The sequence below is a fragment of the Streptomyces sp. 351MFTsu5.1 genome (assembly GCF_000383655.1).
Lineage (GTDB): Bacteria > Actinomycetota > Actinomycetes > Streptomycetales > Streptomycetaceae > Streptomyces > Streptomyces griseorubiginosus.
In genome coordinates this window covers 176,526-191,111 of the sequence record NZ_KB911787.1, presented here as the reverse complement: position 1 = coordinate 191,111, position 14,586 = coordinate 176,526, and the positions used below count along the sequence as shown (strand labels likewise).

15 protein-coding genes are annotated in these 14,586 nt (G+C 71.9%); 7 read left to right on the top strand and 8 right to left on the bottom strand.

The window, feature by feature from the left end; all coding sequences use genetic code 11:
• Positions 1-54 precede the first annotated feature (54 nt).
• From H295_RS0127635 to H295_RS0127625, 3 genes are all read left to right on the top strand, one after another.
• A complete protein-coding gene (locus H295_RS0127635; protein WP_020138604.1) occupies positions 55-1,251 on the top strand; it encodes an epoxide hydrolase family protein in 1,197 nt (398 codons plus the stop codon).
• A 135-nt stretch (positions 1,252-1,386) separates the two neighbouring features.
• Positions 1,387-2,010 carry a ClpP family protease gene (locus tag H295_RS0127630; RefSeq protein WP_020138603.1) on the top strand — a complete coding sequence of 208 codons (624 nt, stop codon included), beginning with the start codon at positions 1,387-1,389 and terminating at the stop codon, positions 2,008-2,010.
• A gap of 2 nt (positions 2,011-2,012) precedes the next feature.
• Entirely contained in the window at positions 2,013-2,615 is a 603-nt protein-coding gene (locus H295_RS0127625) for a ClpP family protease (RefSeq protein ID WP_028809810.1), read from the top strand.
• A gap of 16 nt (positions 2,616-2,631) precedes the next feature.
• Here the strand turns inward: H295_RS0127625 and H295_RS48605 are convergent, their stop codons facing one another.
• On the bottom strand, positions 2,632-3,075 hold the full coding sequence (locus H295_RS48605) for a helix-turn-helix domain-containing protein (protein WP_028809809.1): 444 nt from the start codon (positions 3,073-3,075) through the stop codon (positions 2,632-2,634).
• Between the two features lie 389 nt (positions 3,076-3,464).
• Here H295_RS48605 and H295_RS0127615 point away from each other — a divergent pair, with 389 nt between their 5' ends.
• The gene (locus H295_RS0127615; RefSeq protein WP_028809808.1) at positions 3,465-4,361 is read left to right on the top strand and encodes an RNA polymerase sigma factor SigF; all 897 of its coding nucleotides are present in this window, start codon (positions 3,465-3,467) and stop codon (positions 4,359-4,361) included.
• Positions 4,362-4,456: 95 nt separating this feature from the next.
• Here the strand turns inward: H295_RS0127615 and H295_RS0127610 are convergent, their stop codons facing one another.
• Both H295_RS0127610 and H295_RS0127605 read right to left on the bottom strand, forming a co-directional pair.
• Positions 4,457-4,915, bottom strand: coding sequence for an ATP-binding protein (locus H295_RS0127610; protein ID WP_020138599.1), 459 nt, complete (start codon positions 4,913-4,915; stop codon positions 4,457-4,459).
• Between the two features lie 87 nt (positions 4,916-5,002).
• On the bottom strand, positions 5,003-6,238 hold the full coding sequence (locus H295_RS0127605) for a DUF6777 domain-containing protein (RefSeq protein WP_020138598.1): 1,236 nt from the start codon (positions 6,236-6,238) through the stop codon (positions 5,003-5,005).
• 170 nt (positions 6,239-6,408) lie between these two features.
• Between H295_RS0127605 and H295_RS0127600 the strand changes: the two genes are divergently transcribed.
• Both H295_RS0127600 and H295_RS43615 read left to right on the top strand, forming a co-directional pair.
• Positions 6,409-7,686: a streptophobe family protein gene (locus H295_RS0127600; RefSeq protein ID WP_020138597.1), complete on the top strand. Its 1,278-nt coding sequence runs from the start codon at positions 6,409-6,411 to the stop codon at positions 7,684-7,686.
• A 56-nt stretch (positions 7,687-7,742) separates the two neighbouring features.
• Positions 7,743-8,012, top strand: coding sequence for a hypothetical protein (locus tag H295_RS43615; protein ID WP_020138596.1), 270 nt, complete (start codon positions 7,743-7,745; stop codon positions 8,010-8,012).
• Here the strand turns inward: H295_RS43615 and H295_RS0127590 are convergent, their stop codons facing one another.
• The 4 genes from H295_RS0127590 to H295_RS0127575 all read right to left on the bottom strand — a co-directional run bounded on the left by H295_RS0127590 (position 8,013) and on the right by H295_RS0127575 (position 12,700).
• The gene (locus tag H295_RS0127590; protein ID WP_020138595.1) at positions 8,013-8,990 is read right to left on the bottom strand and encodes a serine/threonine-protein kinase; all 978 of its coding nucleotides are present in this window, start codon (positions 8,988-8,990) and stop codon (positions 8,013-8,015) included.
• Positions 8,980-9,579: a hypothetical protein gene (locus H295_RS43610; protein ID WP_051135619.1), complete on the bottom strand. Its 600-nt coding sequence runs from the start codon at positions 9,577-9,579 to the stop codon at positions 8,980-8,982. The genes H295_RS0127590 and H295_RS43610 overlap by 11 nt, the downstream gene beginning before the upstream one ends.
• A gap of 7 nt (positions 9,580-9,586) precedes the next feature.
• Positions 9,587-11,920, bottom strand: coding sequence for an FHA domain-containing protein (locus H295_RS0127580; RefSeq protein ID WP_020138593.1), 2,334 nt, complete (start codon positions 11,918-11,920; stop codon positions 9,587-9,589).
• Between the two features lie 369 nt (positions 11,921-12,289).
• Complete coding sequence (locus H295_RS0127575; protein WP_020138592.1) at positions 12,290-12,700, bottom strand: hypothetical protein; 411 nt, start codon at positions 12,698-12,700, stop codon at positions 12,290-12,292.
• 331 nt (positions 12,701-13,031) lie between these two features.
• On the opposite strand from H295_RS0127575, the gene H295_RS0127570 reads away from it, so the two are divergent.
• A complete protein-coding gene (locus H295_RS0127570) occupies positions 13,032-13,415 on the top strand; it encodes a nuclear transport factor 2 family protein (protein ID WP_020138591.1) in 384 nt (127 codons plus the stop codon).
• A gap of 84 nt (positions 13,416-13,499) precedes the next feature.
• Here H295_RS0127570 and mgrA read toward each other — a convergent pair whose 3' ends face one another.
• A complete protein-coding gene (gene mgrA, locus H295_RS0127565; protein ID WP_020138590.1) occupies positions 13,500-14,495 on the bottom strand; it encodes an L-glyceraldehyde 3-phosphate reductase in 996 nt (331 codons plus the stop codon).
• Between the last annotated feature and the right edge of the window lie 91 nt (positions 14,496-14,586).

Here is a 14,586-nt window from a genome sequence, read left to right as displayed (position 1 = left end):
GGGGGGCCGGCTGATCCAGGTGGCTCATACACCGGTGCGACCTAGCATCCCCGTATGACGTCAACCGACCGCATCACGCCGTTCCGTGTCGACATCCCGCAGCGTGACCTCGACGACCTCCACGACCGGCTCGACCGCACCCGCTGGCCGGACGATCTCTCGGCCACCGGCTGGGCGTACGGCGTCCCGGCCGCCTATCTGCGCGAACTCGTGCACCATTGGCGGCACTCCTACGACTGGCGCGCGGCCGAGGCCGAGCTCAACGCGTGGCCGCAGTTCACGACCGTCATCGACGGGACGACCGTCCACTTCGCCCATGTCCGCTCCCCCGAGCCGGACGCCACCCCGCTGATCCTCACGCACGGCTGGCCGGGCTCGATCGTCGAGTTCCTGGACGTGGTGGGCCCGTTGACCGATCCGGCGGCGCACGGCGGGGACCCGGCCGACGCCTTCCATGTCGTCGTGCCGAGCATTCCGGGCTTCGGACTGTCCGGACCGCCCGCGGACACCGGCTGGGAGGGGGGCCGGATCGCGGACGCCTGGGCCGAGCTGATGACCCGCCTCGGCTACGAGCGGTTCGGCGCGCACGGCGGGGACTGGGGCGCCGCGATCTCCCGGGAGCTGGGCCGGGCCCACCCCGGGCGGGTCGTCGGCGTCCACCTCACCCTGCTGCCGGGCGCGCAGGCGACCCGGGAGCCGACCCAGGAGGAGCTCGCCGCGCTGGAGCCCGCGGAGCGGGAGCGGACCCTCGAGTCGTGGCGCCGGTGGCGCGACTGGTCGAGCGAGGGCACCGGGTACGCCGTGCTGAACTCCACCCGGCCGCAGACCGTCGGGTACGCGCTCACCGACTCCCCGGTCGGCCAACTCGCCTGGATCGTCGAGAAGTTCCAGGCGTGGACGGACTCGGCGGAGCTGCCCGAGGAGGCCGTGGACCGGGACCGCCTGCTGACCGACGTGATGCTGTACTGGCTGACCGGGACAGCCGCCTCGGCCGCCCGGATCTACTACGAACGGGCCCACGCCGACGGCGACCGCGCGGCCCGGCCCACCGCGCCCTCGACCGCGCCCACCGCCCTCGCCCTCTTCCCCGCGGAGCTCCAGATCCCGCTGCGGCACAGGGCGGAGCGCACGGAGAACATCGTGCGCTGGACCGAGCTCGGCCGGGGCGGCCACTTCGCGGCGATGGAGGAGCCCGACCTGCTGGTGGAGGACGTCCGGGCGTTCTTCCGGCAACTGCGCGACAAGGACTGAGCGCTCCCCCGGGCCACGCACCGGGGCCCGCGCTCTGCCCGTGGCGAATCTGCTCCGGGCAGAGAAAACGCATCGGGGCGACGTCCCAGGTCAACAGTGGATCCGACGGCATCCCTACGACCCCGAGGACCGCCCATGACCACCATCCGGGCCGAGGAGGGGGACACCCCTCCCAGCCGCTTCGACGACCACCTGGCGACCCAGCTGCTCGCCCAGCGCATCGTGCTGCTGGGCACCCAGGTCGACGAGGTCTCCGCGAACCGGGTCTGCTCCCAGCTGCTGATCCTGTCCGCCGAGGACCCGCGCACCGACATCAGCCTGTACATCAACAGCCCCGGCGGCTCGGTGTACGCCGGGCTCGCCATCTACGACACGATGCGGCTCATCCCCAACGACGTGTCGACGCTCGCCATGGGTTTCGCCGCGAGCATGGGCCAGTTCCTGCTCTGCGCCGGCGCACCCGGCAAGCGGTACGCCCTGCCGCACGCGCGGATCATGATGCACCAGGGCTCGGCGGGCATCGGTGGCACCACCGCCGACATCGAGATCCAGGCGGAGAACCTGGAGCACAGCAAGCGGACCATGGAGCGGCTGCTCGCCGAGAACACGGGCCAGAGCCCGGAGAGCATCGCGCGGGACGGCGACCGCGACCGCTGGTTCACGGCCGAGGAGGCCAGGCAGTACGGCATGGTGGACCGGGTCCTGGACTCCCTCGGGGACGTCCGCCCGACCGCCTCCAGGCGACGGATGGGACTGTGACCATGGCGAACTACACGATTCCGTACGTCGTCGAGCGGACCGCGCACGGCGAGCGCTCCTCCGACGTGTTCAGCCGTCTGCTGTCCGAGCGGATCATATTCCTCGGCACCGAGATCGACGACGGCGTGGCCAACGTGGTGATCGCGCAGCTGCTGCACCTGGAGGCGTCGGCTCCGGAGAACGAGATCGCGATCTACATCAACTCGCCCGGCGGATCGTTCACTTCGCTGATGGCGATCTACGACACCATGACCTTCGTGCAGGCGCCGATCTCCACGCTCTGTGTGGGTCAGGCGGCCTCCACCGCGGCCGTCCTGCTGGCCGGCGGAGATCCCGGGCGTCGGCTGGTCCTTGAGCACGCGCGTGTGCTGCTCGGCCAGCCCGCCTCCGGCGGCAACCGCGGCTCGATCTCCGACCTCGCCCTCCAGGCCAAGGAGATGGTCCGCATCCGCTCCCAGGTGGAGGAGGTACTGACCCGGCACACCCACCACGACATCGCCACCCTGCGCGCCGACATGGACCGCGACAAGGTGTTCACGGCCGAGGAAGCGGTGGCGTACGGGCTGGCCGACGAGGTGGTGAGCCGGCGCCTCGTGGGGGTCTGAGGCGCCGGCTGCGGCGTCAGGCCGCCAGGCACATCCCGTCGTACGACGATCCCGGCAGCGCGCGGCGGCCGCGGGCGGAGTGCCGGGTGAGCTCGCCCTGGGCCAGGGAGAGCAGATCGCCGAGGCCGAGGCCCAGGGCGTGGGCGGCGGCCGCGAGGACCTCGGAGGAGGCCTCCTTGCGGCCGCGCTCCACCTCGGAGAGGTAGGGCATCGAGATCCGGGCCGCGTCGGCGACGTCCTTGAGCGTGCGCTCCTGCGCGAGGCGCTCACGGCGCAGGACGTCCCCGACGAGGTCGCGCCACAGGGGTTCCCTGGCCCGGCTCGGGGCGGGGTCCGCGGGGGCGATCGGACGCGGCGGTGCCGGGGCGGGGCGTTCGGACACCGGGCGGGCGGTCCCCGGGCGCGCGGGGTGCGGGCGCAGGGGGATGACGCGGGCTTGGTTCGGCGCTTCGTTGCTCACCTGATCAGCCTAGGTGGCACGGCGGCGAGGGGAAGGGGACGGCGTTCCGCCCTGAGTGGACATGTCGGATCCCGCCGCCCGAGTGGCGAGATCCGGCCACATGGTGCGGACGCGGCTGCTCGAAAGCGCGCCGTCCCACGCCTCTCTTGACGGTCACACCGGTCGCGACCAGCGATTTTTCGCCGTCGGCGAACCCAGCGGGCGTGCGTCGTCACTCCACGGGTATGCGCAGGGTGAGGGAGCTGCGGGCTGGTTTCGTGAAGCCGGTGGCCCGGTGACGCATAAGTCCGTGCGTTCCGGGTACCCGGTGGCCGCTGATCGCTTTCAGCACCCGAGACAACCGAGGCCGAAGAGGCAGACGTCGAGCCGTGACTTTCGTGGGAGAGGCAATGCATACCGCCGTCACCGCCGTGAACCGCCCGGAGACAGAGGTCGCCGGGCACGCCAGCGGGACCAGGACGGGTGGGACACCGCTGCCGGGAGTCCAGGAACCGCGGGCCGTGGCCCCGCGGGACGCGCGGGAGCTGTCCCGCCAGTTCTTCCAGCGCCTCACGGAACTCGAGGAGGGCACGCACGAGTACCAGTACGCGCGCAACACCCTCATCGAGATGAACATGTCCCTCGTGCGGTTCGCGGCCGGCAGGTTCCGGGGCCGCGGCGACGACATGGAGGACATCGTCCAGACCGGCATGATCGGCCTGATCAAGGCGATCGACCGCTTCGAGGTGTCGCGCGAGGTCGAGTTCACGTCGTTCGCGCTGCCCTACATCGTCGGCGAGATCAAGCGGTTCTTCCGTGACACCACCTGGGCCGTGCACGTCCCCCGACGCCTCCAGGAGCTGCGCGTCGAGCTGGCCAAGGCGCGCGAGGAACTCGCGAGCCGCCTGGACCGGGACCCGTCCGTGGCCGAACTCGCCACCCTGATGAACATCTCCGAGAAGGAGGTCGTCGAGGCGCAGATCGCCTCGAACGGCTACAACTCCTCCTCCCTGGACGCCGCCCTGACCGGCGACGGACCCGAGGGCGGCGAGTCGGTGCTGGCCGACTTCATCGGCGTGGAGGAGGACGGGCTGCGGCTCGTCGAGGACTTCCAGTCGCTGGCCCCCCTGATGGCCGAGCTCAGCGACCGCGACCGGGAGATCATCCACATGCGGTTCGTGGAGGAGGCCACCCAGTCGGAGATCGGTGAGCGGCTCGGCTGCTCCCAGATGCATGTGTCCCGGCTGATCAAGCGGATCATCACGCGGCTGCGCGAGGGCATGCTGGGCGAGCTGGGCTGCGCCTGACGAGAGCGCGCGGCTCGGGCGTCCGAGCGCACAGCGAAGCGGGTGTCGTCCCTGGACGGCACCCGCTCTGTCAGTTGTCTTCCCAGTCCGTGTCGTCAGTTCTTCTCGCCGAGGCCGAGCACGGCGCGGACCCGCTTGCCCACAGGTACGCGTTCCGCCGCCACCTCCCGCGCGAGGACGTGCACGATCTCCAGACCGTGCCGACCGATCCGCTCGGGATCACGGGGGAACCGGCGCGGCAGTGCGGCGCTGCTGTCGTAGACCGTGACGACGACCGCGCTGTCGGTGCCCTCCAGTTCGAGGATGTACGGCCCGTTGCTGTGCCGGTCGGCGTTGGTGACCAGTTCGCTCACCACGAGGAGCACCTCCTCCTGCGCACGCTCGTCGATGGTCGCGCACCACTCGGTCTTGAGCCGGCCGAGGAAGTGCGCGGCGAAAGCGCGGGCCTCGGCGATACATCCCGGCTCGCCCGTGTAGTGCGCCGCCTGCCGTAGCGGCTCGACGGGCACGTCGAAACCAGTCGGTATCACTGCCCCGTCCAGGTGCTCGATCATGCGTTTCTCTCTCGGATGCCGGACTGGCCGGACGCTGCTGCACCAGTGCTCGTACCCCGAGCCACGCGGCGCAGTCTTGGAGACGCGTCACACCACCGGGGACTCCGGGGCCGAGGAGTCGGGTGCGAGCGGCTGCTCACCCGAGGACGCACTGCTGGGCGGCTGCAAGGACGGCGGGCTCGGGGGTGACGAGGACGGGGGCGACGAGGACGGGGCGCTGGAGCTCGGCGGGCACGGGCTCGCGGAACCTGAGGGGGGTGCGGACGGGGTGCCGCCGACGCCGGGCGGCAGGGAGACACAGGGCAGCGGGGAGGACGGCGAGGTCGAGGTGCCGGGACTCGTCGGCGGTGTGGGTGTCGTCACGGTCACCGAGGGCGAGGGGCGTACCGGCGGCTCCACCTTGTGGTCCTTGTGGCCGGTGTCGCCGCGGTGCCTGCCGATCCAGTCGTGGTGGTCGGCGTCGTAGATCACGAAGACGTTGATGACCGTCGTCGAGGGCGCGACCACGACCACGTTCGAGGGGCGGTACGACGACCAGGTGTCGCCGGTGGGCTTCGGCGCGGTCTGCTGGGCGATCGGCGGGGTCAGCGGGTTGCCGCAGGCGCAGCGGGTGCGGGGCACTCCGCGGTCGTCGACGAGGACGGCGGTGCCGGCCTGGAGGACGGCCTGGTAGCTGGTGGCGGCGCCGTCGCGGTAGCCGTGGTTGGTGACGCGGGTGTCCATGCGCAGCTGGACGGGGGTGAGCCCGCGCAGGAAAGCCGGGACCTCGGACGGCCGTACACCGGCCACCGCGGCGAAGGCGCCGTTCTTGGCGGGGTCCGCCTGGAGGGCCCTGACCTGCTTCTCGACGTCGCAGCTGGAGACGTTGCGGGTGCCGCCGTAGAGACCCGGAGCGGAGCCGTCCACGCCGCGGACGGCGTTCGCCTGCTCGGACGGGCCGGCCGGGGAGGCGCTGACGGGCGGGATCGAGCTGTCCTTCGCGGTCGACTCGGTGAACGGCTCGGGGCCTGTCTTTCCGGCGGCCTGGAGGAAGATCTCGCCGTTGCCCCCGGCCGTGCCGGAACCCCCGCCGGAACGGGTGAAGACCACCGCGAGGACCACGGCGGCGACGACCGCGGCCGCGATCAGCGCGACCCTGGGTGCCGATCCCCACCAGGGGCGGCGGGGCTCGGGGGCGGAGGTGCCTCCGGAGCCGCCCGGGGGCTGGGACGGCGGGCCCGAGGGCGGCTGTGAGGGCGGGCCCGAAGGCGGCTGCGAGGGACCCGACAGCGGGCCCGAGGGCGGCCCGGTGGGCCGGCCCGACGACGGCGGTTCGACGCTCACGAGCTCTTCTTCCCGGCGCGGGACTCCTGCGGCGCGCGATCCAATGCCCCGATTCGGCCGCATTTCTCCGCGACATACCTATTGTCTGCACCGGTCCGCCGCCGCCCGCAAGCGGACGCGGACGGACCTCCCGGCAGGCGAGCGGTCGCGGGGCTGCTTAGCGTGGCGGGGTGAGCCCCCTCTTCCCCACCGACCAGGCAGTCGTCGCTCGGCACGGCTGGGTGCAGGCCGTGGCCGCGGTGCTGGGCGCCCTGGCCGCGATGGTGCTGGTGGCCGCGCTCGGGCTGTGGGGGGCGGGTGCGGCGGATCTCCCGGACGGGGCGTTCCCGCGGGTCGTCATGGCGACCGTGGTCACGGCCGTCGGCGGCACCGTGAAGCTGTCCGGCAGCGCGGGCGGGCTTGCGGACAGCAAGGCCGGACTGACCGTGATCCCGCTCTCCGTCACCCTCACCGGAGCGCTGGTGCTCGGCGCGGGGTTCCTGCGGCCGCTGCGGCACCGCGCGGTCGCCGGCGGCCGGGAACTGGCCGGGTGGGCCGCCAGGATCGCCGTGCTGTGGCTGGTGGCACTCGTCGTACTGGCGTTCACGGCCCGGCAGACGTTCAAGCTCTCCCTCGGCGACGACACGCTCGGTGACCTGGGCGATCTGTTCGGGGTCTCACCCGAGGTCGGCTTCACGACCGACGTGCTGCCGACCCTGTTCTTCGGCCTGCTGTGGCTGGCCGGGGTGCTGGTCCTGGCGCTGCTGGTGTCGCGCCGGGCTCCCCTGCCCGGCCGACTGCTGCCGTTCCAGGAGTCGGTGCGGCCGGCGGCGCACGCCATGGTGATCCTGCTCCTCGCGTACGTCGTCCTCGGCACCCTCGTCGCCCTGGTCGTGGCCGTGACCCGGGGCCATGTGCCGGAGACCTTCGCGGTGATCCTGCTCGGTATGCCGAACCTGGTGTGGCTCGCCCTGACGATCGGTCTCGGCGCCACCTGGAACGGCAGGGTGCAGGGGCCCTTCGGACTGCCCATGCCGCACGTCCTGGACGAGGTGCTGCGGTCGAAGGACACCCAGGCGCTCAATCTGCGCACACTCGCCGAACACGACGGCCGGGCCTGGTGGCTCCTGGTCCTCGACGCGGTCCTGCTGCTCGCGGTCGCCTTCCTGATGGCGGCCCGCTCCCCCGCCCGCGTCCCCGCCTGGCGCCACGGGCTCCACCTGGCCCTCGCCCTCGCCCTCACCGTCCTGATGATCTGCCTGCCGTGCCGGATCTCCGCGCAGTTCGGCCTGTCGGTCCTCGGCATCGGCGACCTCGGCGGCGGACTGGGCGGACAGCTGTTCCTGAAGCCGGAACTCGGCACCGCGGTCGCCCTCGGCGCTTTGTGGGGCCTGGTCACCGGCTTCCTGGGCGCACTGCTGGCCCGACCGGTCCGACGCAAAGGGGAGATCAAAGCGGGCGCCGGGTGAGGCCGGGCGTGGGAGGGTCGGCTCAGGCTCAGGCTCAGTCGAGGAAGGGGCAGCACATGGCGCTGACGCTCGAGGACCGCCTGGACGTCACCGAGTTGATCGTGCGGAACCCGGTGGCGCACCACGTGACGAACGTGGTGGTCGAGGAGCTGTCGGCCGGCCGGGTGCGTGCGCGTTCCAAGGGGCTGGCGGTCATGGCGAACGGCTCGTGCGGGTCGGTCGGCTACGAGGACGTCGTCGTCCGCGTCGGCACCGGGGACTGGCGCATCAGCCACCGCACGATACGGGCCCGGCGGGTGCCGCTGGACGGCCTGGGGCAGGGCTGACTAGCGCTCCCGGATCACCGGGCGGGCCCAGAGGGGTGGCGGCTTCGGTCGTACCTCGTCCGCTTCTGCGGCCCGTACAGCCGGTGCCGGTGGCACCCGGTCGCCTGTTGCCGCCGAGCGGAGGGCTGCGACGAAGGAGAGGCAGGAGTCGTGGCGGTCGTCCGGGGTCTTGGCCAGGGCTCTGGCGAAGACGTCGTCGAGGCCGGCGGGGAGGCCGGGGCGGGACCGGGAGATCGCCGGGGGTTCGTCGTACTGGTGGGCCCACAGCAGGGCCATGTCGTCGTCGCGGCGGAAGGGCGGGTGGCCGGTGAGGGTCTCGTGGACCACGCAGGCGAACCCGTAGACGTCGCAGCGGCCGTCGACCGGGCGGCCGGAGATCTGCTCGGGGGCCACGTAGTCGAGCGTGCCGACGAACTGGCCGACCGTCGTGAACCCGGTCAGCGACAGGGACTTCTTCGTGAGGCCGAAGTCGGTGAGGTAGGTGTGCTCGGGATGGTCGCTGTCGGTGCCGCGTGCGACCAGGATGTTGCCGGGCTTCACGTCGCGGTGGACGAGCCCGTGCTCATGGGCCGCGTCGAGCGCGGAGGCGACCTGCGCGGCGATCCGCAGCGCGGTGGGCAGCGCCAACGGGCCCTGCCGGTCCAGGAGATGACGCAGGTCGCTGCCGGCGACGTACCGCATGGCGATGTACAGCACGCCGTCCGTCTCGCCTGCCTCGAAGACGGGCACGATGTGCGGGTGGTCGATCGCGGCCGCCACCCGGGACTCGTGGCTGAAGCGGTTGCGGAAGGTGTCGTTGCGGGCGAGCTCGGGGGCCAGCAGTTTCAGCGCCACCGTGCGGTCCAGGCGCAGGTCCCGGGCCCGGTAGACGACGGCCATGCCGCCCCGGCCGATCTCCTGCTCGATCCGGTAGCTCGCGACCTGCCGGCCCACCAGCTCGGAGGGACGGCCGGCGAAGAGGCTGGTCTCACGGGCCATCGCGCGTCACGACCTGCGTCGGAGGGTGCCCGCCCGCCTGCGCCACCTCGGTCGGGACGTGCCCGCCCGCCTGCGCCACCTCGGTGGGGGCGTGACCGCCCGCCTGTGGCCCCTCGTCGGTGGCGTAGGTGCTGAGCCGGGTCCCCTCCGCGTACACCCAGCGCCCGTGCGCGGCGTCGTACAGCCACACGTGCTCTCCGTCGACGATCACCCCGGCCCGCAGCCCCCGGGTGCGCCCGCGGAAGGCCTCCCCGTCCAGCCCGCCGTCGGCCAGCTCCTCGACGGCGGCCCGGTAGCGCGCCAGCGCGTCGGCGGCGCGGGCCAGCAGGGGGCGCGGGTCGGCGGCACGGGTGAGCGGGCTCTCGGGGGCGGGCGGGTCCTGCGGTACGGCGATCAGCTGACGGCCGTCGACCCAGGCCGCCCAGCCGTTGGCGCACAGGACGTACGCCCAGTCGCCGCGCCGCTCCAGCAGCTGCACGGGCAGCAGCGGGTCCAGGGGGACGGTGGGGCGGGCCGGGTCGGGTACCTCCCAGGCGGGCATGCCGGGGCCGGGGACTACATGGGTGGGCAGGAATCCGGGGCTCGTCATGGGCGGCCTACTTCCGCATGACCGCGGGTTCGTGGCGGCGCAGCAGCCGCGAGACGAGGTGGCCGAAGAGCACGGAGAGCACCACCAGCATGCCGATGTTCAGCAGCCACACGCCCGCCGAGTGCTTGAACAGCGGATCCCCGGTGAGGTCGCCGGGCACGATCCGGGCGAGGCCGATGGTGCCGGCCATCGCGCCGAGCGCCCAGCGCGAGGGCACGAGCCAGGACAGCTGCTCCAGGCCCGGCACGCCGTGGAGCTTCAGCAGGGCGCCGCAGAAGACCACTTGGACGATGGCGAGCAGGACGAGCAGCGGCATCGTCACCTCCTCCTTGCGCACCAGCGCGGAGACGAGCAGGCCGAGCATCATCGCGGTGAACGCCAACAGGGCGACGGCGATGGTGATCTCGACAAGGGGCGGCATCAACACACCTTCGCCGCCGGGCGCGTTGAGGTCGACGCCGAGCAGGGCGACCAGGGTCAGCACGACCGCCTGGACGACGGTGATCGTGCCCAGCACCACGACCTTCGACATCAGATACGCCGATCTGGACAGGCCGACGGCTCGTTCGCGCTGGTAGATGCCCCGCTCCTTCACCAGCTCGCGCACCGCGTTGGCGGCGCCGGTGAGGACGCCTCCGACGCAGAGGATGAGCAGCGCGTTCATCGCGGTGTCCTGGGTGAGCCGGCTGCCCGCGAGGGCCCGGGCCATGGCACCCATGACGAACGGCAGGGCGATCATGATGGCGAGGAAGGTGCGGTCGGCGCTCAGGGCCGCGGCGTAGCGGCGGATCAGGGTGCCGAGCTGGGCGCCCCGGCTGCGGGGCCTGGGCGGCGGCGCGATGATGACCGGTTCCGAGCGGGGGGTGCGGGGCTGGGCGGTGGCCTCGGTGACGTACTGGTGCTGGAAGGCCGACAGCCGGAAGTCGCCCGCCCAGTCGCGGTCCTGGTCGCCTTCGAAGGCCTCGAAGGCCTCGGGCCACTGGGTGAAGCCGAAGTAGGGCAGGGCGTCCTCGGGCGGGCCGTAGTAGGCGATCCGGCCGCCGGGGGCGAGGACCAGGAGGCGGTCGCAGACGTCGAGGCTCAGGACGCTGTGGGTGACCACGATGACCGTGCGGCCGTCGTCGGCCAGGCCGCGCAGCATGTGCATCACCGAGCGGTCCATGCCGGGGTCGAGACCGGAGGTCGGTTCGTCCAGGAAGAGCAGGGAGGGTTTCGTGAGCAGCTCCAGGGCCACGCTGACCCGCTTGCGCTGGCCGCCGGAGAGGCTGTGCACGGGCTGTCCGGCGCGCTGCTCCAGGCCGAGTTCCCGGATCACCTCGTCGACCCGTGCGCGGCGTTCGGCCTTGACGGTGTCCTGCGGGAAGCGCAGTTCGGCGGCGTAGGACAGGGCGCTGCGGACGGTCAGCTGGGCGTGCAGGATGTCGTCCTGCGGGACCAGGCCGATGCGCTGGCGCAGTTCGGCGTAGTCGCGGTACAGGTCGCGGCCGTCGTAGAGGACGGTGCCGTGGTCGGCGGGGCGCTGGCCGGTGAGGGCGTTCAGGAGGGTGGACTTTCCGGCGCCACTCGGGCCGACCACGGCGAGCAGGCATTTCTCGCCGACCGGGAAGGACACGTGGTCGAGAAGGGTCTTGCGGCCGTGGTCGACGGCGACGGTGAGGTCCTGGACGTCGAGGGAGACCTCACCGGTGTCGACGTACTCCTGGAGCGTGTCGCCGACGAGGCAGAACGCCGAGTGGCCGATGCCGACGATGTCTCCGGGGCCGAGGCGGGCGCTCGTGAGGGGGCGGCCGTTGAGGTAGGTGCCGTTGTGGCTGCCGAGGTCGACGATCTCGTAGCCGCCGTCGGGCAGGGCGCGCAGTTCGGCGTGGTGGCGGGAGACGACGAGGTCGTCGACGACGAGGTCGTTGTCGTCCGCGCGGCCGATGCGGACGGTGCGGGTGGGCAGCGGGCGGACGGCGGTGGGCTGCCGGAAGGTGCCGGTCAGGCCGGGCATCGACACGGCGGAGGGGCGTTCGGGGGTGGGCAGGCCCAGCAGGACCGCGCAGGGGCCGTCGGAGGGGCTGCCGAAGCGGATGACACTGCCGGGGCCGACGTCCCATTCATGGACGCGGCGGCCGTCGGCGTAGGTGCCGTTGGTGCTGTTCTCGTCCTCGATGGTCCAATGGCCGGCCTCGGGTCGCAGCACCGCGTGGTGCCACGAGACCCGGGCATCGTCGATGACGATGTCACTCAACGGGTCGCGTCCGACGTGGTAATCGTGGCCCGGGCTCATCACCGTGGAGCCGGTGTCGGTCTCCAGGACGAGTTCGGGCGCCGCCGACGCGACCGGCCGCTCCGCCATGCCAGAATTCTACCGATTCACCCCATTGACCGCCTGGCGGGATGGGGTGGGGGGCGGCTTGGCTGGTGCCGAGAGGCGTCGGGCGTCCAGGGGGGGTGCCACCTTCGGTTGTCGGGCGGCTGCGGGCCGGAGGGGGCTGGTCGCGCAGTTCCCCGCGCCCCTGGGTGGGTGAGGAGGGCGGCGTCGAGTCGGTGGGTGGTCGGCCTTCGCGGGGGCAAGTGACGTGCGGCGAAAGCGCGGCAGATCGCGGTCGGCGGCGCACGGGACCACGTGGCGAGCAGCAGGAACGTACCGGTACGGAGCGCCCGCGGGCCACGTGAACCGGCGAGCCGCGGCGACCGTACGGACCGTCCGCCCACCGGAGTTCGCTCAGGCCACCGGCGTGAAGAGCGTGGACGCCGTGCGGTGCATTCTCACCGCGTCCACGGACTCCGCGAGGAGCTCGTACTCCGTGGTGTCGTCGCACGCGGCGATCCGGATGAGCCGTCCGGCCGCCAACTCGTCGGCGACCAGATCCTGTTGGACAGGATCGGCACACCAGGTCCGCATGACGGCGGGAACGTCGAGCACGGTGTCGGCGACCGGGGCGAGGGCGCCCGCGGGGAAGTACCCGGCCTCGGGCTGCGGGTCTAATCGGTCCGCGATCCAGGAGGCCCGGTCCCGCAGCCACCACAGCGCGAGCGCGAGAGTGGGCGCGCGATACGTCCCGAGGGGTACACCGATACGCCGCCCGTCACACATGCCGTACCCCGTGACATGGCACAGGAATTCGTCGTGCACGATCCACTCCCCCGCTTGCTCCGTTCGGCTGTCGGCAGGGCCTCGCTTCCGTGCGGCTCCTATGCTTTACGCGACTCTTGCTGCTGTAAGTGACGGGCACTTCGCTCGATGTGAAGGTCCTGTCAGTCGAGTATGTTCACTACTGAAACACTGTCACCACATCTTTTTGGCCAGTCTCTTGGCATATTCACCGGCATCTGTGGCCGAAATCTGACGGGTACTCGTTCAAACGTCATGACCCGAGAGGTAATCGACGGCTCGGGGCGACGCGGGCAGGGTGGTGACACCGGGTCCCACCAGCACAGACGACCTCGATGGAGGCTGATTCCCCATGCCCGCGAACCTGGACCGTTACGAGAACGCCGTCGCCCGCTACTTCGAAGCCTGGAACGCACGCGAGCCGGAGGCCCGCACGAAGGCCGTCGCGGCCGCCTGGGCGGCGGACGGCACGTACACCGACCCGCTCGCCGACGTGGTCGGCCACGACGGCATCGCCGCGGTGATCGCGGCCGCCCACGAGCAGTTCCCCGGCTTCGCCTTCCGCCCCACCGGCGCGGTGGAGGGACATCACGACACCGCGCGGTTCTCCTGGGAGCTGGTGAACGAGACCGACGGATCGGCACCAGTCGCCGGCTCCGACGTGATCACGCTGGCCGACGACGGCCGGATCGGCACCGTGCTCGGCTTCCTGGACCGGCTGCCCGCAGCCGCCTGAGGGCCGGACCGCAGGACGGCGCGACGAACGGGCACCGGCCGCAAGCCGGTGCCCGTTCGCTCACGCACTCGCCTCCGAGGGCGGTCAGCCCTTGACGATCGCGTCGATCCTGGCCAGTTCCTCCGCCTCGAAGTCCAGGTTGGCGATCGTGCCCACGCTGTCCTCGATCTGCTTCGGGCTGCTCGCGCCGACCAGGGCCGAGGTGACCCGGCCGCCGCGCAGCACCCAGGCCAGGGCGAGCTGCGCGAGGGTCTGGCCGCGGTCCTTGGCGAGGTCGTTCAGAGCGCGCAGCTTGGCCACCAGGTCCTCGGTGACCGCGTCCGAGTTCAGGAAGGGGCTGTCGCTCGCCGCGCGGGAGTCCTCGGGGATGCCGTCCAGGTAGCGGCCGGTGAGCAGGCCCTGCTCCAGCGGGGAGAAGACGATGGAGCCGGCCTGCACCTCGTCCAGCGCGTCCAGGACGCCCTCGTCCTCGGGGCGCCGGTCCAGCATCGAGTAGCGGGGCTGGTGGATGAGGAGCGGGGTGCCCAGCTCGCCGAGGATGCGGGCGGCCTCCCGGGTCTGCTCGGCGCTGTAGTTGGAGACGCCGACGTACAGCGCCTTGCCCTGCTGGACCGCGGAGTGCAGCGCGCCCATCGTCTCCTCCAGGGGAGTCTCCGGGTCGGGGCGGTGCGAGTAGAAGATGTCGACGTAGTCGAGGCCCATCCGGGTGAGGCTCTGGTCCAGCGAGGACAGCAGGTACTTGCGGGAGCCCCACTCGCCGTACGGTCCGGGCCACATCAGGTAGCCGGCCTTGGTGGAGATGATCAGCTCGTCGCGGTAGGACGCGAAGTCGTCCTTCAGGGCCTCGCCGAACGCGGACTCGGCGGCGCCGGGCGGCGGGCCGTAGTTGTTGGCGAGGTCGAAGTGCGTGACCCCGAGGTCGAAGGCCCGGCGCAGGATGGCCCGCTGGGTCTCGACGGTACGGTCCGCCGGACCGAAGTTGTGCCACAGGCCGAGCGAGATCGCGGGGAGCTTCAGGCCGCTGCGGCCGGTGCGCCGGTAGGGCATGTCCGCGTAGCGGTCGGGGTGTGCGGTGTACAACGCGACTCCAGAGGGGTTGACACGGAGGTCCTCGGATCCGTCCTGAGATCCTGAGCCCACTCTTTCGCGACCTCGGGCCATTGGTCCAACA